At 71.4% G+C, this 5,292-nt stretch carries 5 protein-coding genes; all 5 read right to left on the bottom strand.

Annotation, left to right across the window (positions count from 1 at the left end):
- Positions 1-234, bottom strand: a 234-nt coding sequence (locus IJH84_RS26730; RefSeq protein ID WP_295150412.1) for a type II toxin-antitoxin system Phd/YefM family antitoxin, incomplete at its 3' end; no start/stop codon positions are given.
- A 10-nt stretch (positions 235-244) separates the two neighbouring features.
- Positions 245-1,789, bottom strand: a complete 1,545-nt coding sequence (locus IJH84_RS26725; RefSeq protein WP_295150409.1) for a cobyric acid synthase — start codon at positions 1,787-1,789, stop codon at positions 245-247.
- Positions 1,786-2,643, bottom strand: a complete 858-nt coding sequence (gene map / locus IJH84_RS26720) for a type I methionyl aminopeptidase (RefSeq protein ID WP_295150406.1) — start codon at positions 2,641-2,643, stop codon at positions 1,786-1,788. Before map ends, IJH84_RS26725 begins: the two co-directional genes overlap by 4 nt.
- A 255-nt stretch (positions 2,644-2,898) precedes the next feature.
- Entirely contained in the window at positions 2,899-4,728 is a 1,830-nt protein-coding gene (locus tag IJH84_RS26715; RefSeq protein WP_295150403.1) for a penicillin-binding transpeptidase domain-containing protein, read from the bottom strand.
- 187 nt (positions 4,729-4,915) lie between these two features.
- Positions 4,916-5,292, bottom strand: a 377-nt coding sequence (locus IJH84_RS26710; RefSeq protein WP_295150400.1) for a GNAT family N-acetyltransferase, incomplete at its 5' end; no start/stop codon positions are given.

The following is a 5,292-nucleotide window of genomic DNA, read 5'->3' as shown; positions in this document are numbered from 1 at the left end:
GACCTCGCCGGCCGCTTCACCACCGACGGGCGCCGCCCACGCCGCGCCCAGCACGCCGTAGCTTCCCGAGCGCAGCACGCCGGAACTCGCCGCGCCGTCCGCGGAATCGGCACGTCGCAGCACCGCCAACGGGGCACCGAACCGGGTGATCACGATCTCCTCGCCGGACTCGGCCCGGTCGAGCAGCTCGGGCAGCCGCGCCTGCGCTTCCTCCGCGGAGAATCGGGTGCTCATGACGCAGACGCTACGCCCGTGGAGATCCTCCCGGCACCGCATTCGGTCCGATCACCGGCATCCCGGCGGGCGCACCGCCGTCGAGCAGCTTGCGCAGCGCACCGGTGTCCAGGTGCCGCTCGACCAGATCGCCGAGCAGGTCGAGCTGGGCTTCGCGCAGCGCGGCGAACGAGGTGCCCGCGGCGACGGCGAACCCGTCCCGGCCGGACCGCTCGGCCGCGAACGCGAGGAATCGGCGGCGGAACTCGTCGTTCTCGAACAGCCCGTGCCAGTGCGTGCCGCCGACCGACCCGGCCAACGCTCCCTCCGGAACACCGTCGTCCGAGGTCAACAGCGGTTCCAGCGCGTCGCCCCTGCGCACCGGCAGGCCGTGGTGGATCTCGTAGCCGGAAACGGGTTCGCCGAACGCGGTGCCCGCGGGCCGCCGCAGCGTCTTCTCCGGCGCGAACTCGATCTCCAGGTCCAGCAGGCCGAGGCCGTCGACTACTCCCCCACCGGATTCGACCTCGTCGACGATGCGCCCCGACAGCATCTGGAAACCGCCGCAGATGCCGAAGACCGGCAGTCCCGCCCGCGCGTGCGCGAGCACCGCGTCGGCCAGGCCGGTGCGGTGCAGCCAAGCCAGGTCCTCGACGGTCGCCTTCGACCCGGGCAGCACGACCAGATCCGCGTCGGTGAGCCGCGAAGGCTCGGTGACGAACCGGACGGCCACCCCCGGCTCCGCGGCCAGCGCCTCGATGTCGGTGGCGTTGGAGATGCGCGGCAGCTTCGGCACCGCGACCCGCAGCCACTGGTCACCGCGCGGCGGCTGCGGCCTGCCGACGACACCGTCGGCCACGTAGGACAGCGAATCCTCCGCGTCCAGCCACAACTCCTCGGCCCACGGCAGCACGCCCTGCACCGGACGGCCGGTCAGCGCCCGCACCTGTTCCAGACCGGGTGCCAGCAGCGCCGGATCGCCCCGGAACTTGTTGATCACGAACCCGCTGACCAGCGCTTGATCGGCGGCGTCCAGCAGCGCCAAGGTGCCGTAGAGCGAGGCGAACACCCCGCCGCGATCGATGTCGCCGACCACCAGCACCGGTAGTTCCGCGGCCCGGGCCAAGCCCATGTTCGCGATGTCGGTGGCCCGCAGGTTGATCTCCGCGGGCGAGCCGGCGCCTTCGCAGATGACGTGGTCGTACTCGCCGCGCAGCTGCTCCAGCGTCGCCGCCACGGTTTCCAGCAGCGCGGCCTTGCGCTGCCGGTAGGACAGCGCGGTCACCGAACCGTCCGCCCGGCCCAGCACCACGACCTGCGAACTCCGGTCGCCGCCCGGCTTGAGCAGCACCGGGTTGTAGCGCACCGACGGCTCCAGCCCGCAGGCCGCGGACTGCACCGCCTGCGCCCGGCCGATCTCGCCGCCGTCCGGGCACACCACCGAGTTGTTCGACATGTTCTGCGCCTTGAACGGCGCCACCCGGGCCCCGGCGCGGGCCAGCCACCGGCAGATCCCGGCGACCACGACGCTCTTGCCCGCGTCCGAGGTGGTCCCGGCGACCAGCAGGCCGCTCACGGCAGGGTGAGGATCTCGTTGCCGTCCTCGGTGATCAGGATGGTGTGCTCGAACTGGGCGGTCCAGCTCTTGTCCCGGGTGGTCACCGTCCACTCGTCGTCCCACATGTCGTACTCGTGGGTGCCGAGGGTGATCATCGGCTCGATGGTGAACGTCATGCCCGGTTCCAGCACGGTCTGCACCGACGGCTCGTCGTAGTGCAGCACCACCAGGCCGCTGTGGAACGAGCGGCCGATGCCGTGCCCGGTGAAGTCGCGCACCACGCCGTAGCCGAAGCGCTTCGCGTAGGACTCGATGACCCGGCCGATGACGTTGAGCTGGCGCCCCGGCTTGGCCGCGCGGATGCCGCGCATCGTGGCCTCGTGGGTGCGCTCGACCAGCAGCTTCGCCTCCTCGGAGACGTCGCCTGCCAGGAAGGTGGCGTTGGTGTCGCCGTGCACGCCGCCGATATAGCCGGTGACGTCGACGTTCACGATGTCGCCGTCCTCGATCACCGTCGAGTCCGGGATGCCGTGGCAGATCACCTCGTTCAGCGAGGTGCAGCAGGACTTCGGGAAACCGCGGTAGCCCAGCGTGGACGGGTAGGCGCCGTGGTCGACGAAGAACCGGTGCACCGCCTCGTCCACCTGGTCGGTGGTCGCGCCCGGCTGCACGGCCTTGCCCGCCTCTTCGAGCGCCTGCGCGGCGAGCTTGCAGGACTCCCGCATCGCGGCGATGACCTCGGGCGGCTGCACGTCCGGGTCGGTGTTGCGCTGCGGAGCGGGTTTGTCGACGTACTCGGGGCGCTGGATCGACGCCGGCACCGGCCGACGGGGGGTCTGCACTCCTGGCTGCAACGGGGCTCGTACCGGCATGTCCTCACTCTAGAACGTGCGGTCACGGCCCGGTGGCGGCCGGGGGCGCACCGGGTGAACGGGCCGTTCGCCCGGGCAGCGCCGGGCACCCCTGGCGCTCTCCCAAGCGAACGGAGCACTGAGCGAACGGACCGTTCGACCAATCTAGTGGGACGAACAGGCCGTTCACTCCCGGCAGGAGCACTGCGTGAACGGACCGTTCGACCAGGCTATTGGGGCGAACGGTCCGTTCACTCCTGGGGAAGTGCTAGCGGATCAAGGGGTGTTGGTCAGGACGTTGTTCGCCACGTCCACCGCGGGGGTGGAGGAGCCCGCGTCGGTCAGCAGCACCGCGAAGGCCATGTCGCCGCGGTAGCCGACGACCCAGCCGTGCGAGTGCGTGCCGTCGCCGAACTGCGCCGTGCCGGTCTTGCCGAACACCTCACCGGCACCTGCGACGCCCTTGGCCGTCCCGTCGGTGACGACCTCGCGCATCATCGGCCGCAGCTGCTCCACCGTCTGCGGCGACAGCGGCTGCGGAGTCGAATCGGCCTTGGTCTGCTCGCCCTGGATCAGCTTCGGCGTGGGCATCGAACCGTTCGCCACGCTGGCCGAGGCCAGCGCCATCCCGAACGGGCTGGTCAGCACCTGCCCCTGCCCGAAACCGTTGGACGCGCGGCCGGTGATGTTCTGCCCGGGCGGAGCCTGCCCGGTGATCGTGGTGGCACCCGGCATCACGAAGTCCACGCCGACGCCGAGCTGCTGGGCCGTGTTCGTCAGCGTCTGCGCGGGCATGTCCACGGCCAGCTGCGCGAACGTGGTGTTGCAGGACTTGGCGAAGGCGGTGTGCAGCGGCACCATGCCGAGCGCGAAGTTCTTGTCGTTCGGCACCGTGCGGCCGTCGAAGACCTTGCTCGCCGGGCAGTCCACCGGCTGGTCCTTGGTCACCTTGCCGGTTTCCAGCCCGGCCGCCGCGGTGGCGATCTTGAACGTGGAGCCGGGCGGGAACTGGCCGGTCAGCGCGAGCGAGCCCTGCGCGTCGGCCGGGTCGTTCTGCGCCACCGCCAGCACGTCGCCGTTGGACGGCCGCATCGCCACGACCATCGCGGCCTGCGGCACCGGCTGCACCGCCTGCTCGGCGGCCCGCTGCACCTGATCGCTGAGCGTGGTGCTCACCTGCGCGACCGGTTTCGGCGCTTGCTCCTGGAGCACCTGGGCGGGGGCGCCGTCCGCGTTCGCGGTCGCCACGCTCCAACCGGTGCCCGCCTTGACCTGCTCGTCGGCCTGCTTGGACACACCGGAGAGCACCTGCGAGGCGTAGCCGCGTTCCGGGGTCACCAGCTGCTGCTTGGCCGGGAACTGCACCCCGGGCAGGTCGTAGATCGCCGGGCGCACCCGCTCGTAGTCGGCCTGCCGCAACGAGATCACCGAGTACGGCTGCCCGGGCTTGGTCTTCGCGGCACCGTCCAAGATGGACTGCTGGGAGATCTCCGGCTCCACCGGCTTGATGCCGTCCGCGAGCTGCGCGGCCACGCCGGGCAGGTCCCCGGCCGCCTGCGGGTCCAGGTTGACGTTGACGATCTGCTCCGGGGTCATCAACGGCTTGCCGTCGCGGTCGAGCACCGGCTCGGGCTGCGGCGGCTGCTCGTTGAGCGTCAGCGCCTGGCCCGGCCCGAGCTTGGGGTGCAGCACCGACGGCTCCCAGTGCACCTTGTAGCCCTGGTCGGTGTCGGCGAGGCGCATGTGGCCCTCGTACTCGAAAACCCGGCCGCCGCCGAGGTCCCAGGTCGCGTAGAACTTGACCGAGGCGGGGTTCGGGCCCTCGCCTTCGCTCACGTTGCGCACCTCGGTCCGCACGCCCTGCGGGTGCAAGTTGGTCCACGAGCGTTCAAGCGTCTGCTGCGCCTGTCCCGGCGCGTCGGTGCGCCCCGCGGCGACCGCGGCGTCCCCGGCCGAGAGCGATCCGAGGAACGACGTGGCGACGTCATGGGCGGACGGGCCGGAGTCGAACGCGCCGCAGCCCGCGAGGGGCACCGCCAGCGCCAGCCCGGCCAGTGCGGTCACGGCTCGCGAGGTCCGCGGGTAGAAGATCCGGGAGGAAATCACGTGGGAAGTATGCCGAAGGGGTACGACCGTTCCGGGCGCCCACCCACCGTCAGATCATCCGGTCCCGGCACCGGGCGCAGGCGTTGAGCCGATCGTCGCCGGGCACTCCCGCTTCGCCTGGGCCGAACGGCGCAGCACAGCACCCGCCGGTACGCCTTGGTGCGGGGTCTCCCGCGGAAGAAAGGATTTAGAACAGCACCGTGCTGAACGTGCCCAGTTGGTGGAAGCCCACCTTGCCGTAGGCCACCCTCGCGGAGACGTTGAAGCCGTTCACGTACAGGCTCGCGGTGCGCCCCAGACCGCGCACGAGGCGGTCCGCGATGGCCGCCGTTCCCGTAGTGCCGAGCCCCGAGCTGCGCCGGTCCGGATGCACCCACACGCCCTGGATCTGCCCGACCGAGCGGGACATCGCCCCGATCTCGGCCTTGAACACGACCTCACCGCCGTCGAACCGGGCGAACGCGCGACCGGCGGCGATCAGCTCCGCAACCCGCGCCCGGTAGCCCGCGGCGCCGCCGTCGCGGGAGGGGTCGACGCCGACCTCCTCGGTGAACATGGCGACGG

Source organism: Saccharopolyspora sp. (genome assembly GCF_017434145.1).
Classification (GTDB): domain Bacteria; phylum Actinomycetota; class Actinomycetes; order Mycobacteriales; family Pseudonocardiaceae; genus Saccharopolyspora_C; species Saccharopolyspora_C galaxeae.
Note: the sequence above shows the minus strand (reverse complement) of the source record. Positions and strands in the feature narration are given on the sequence as shown.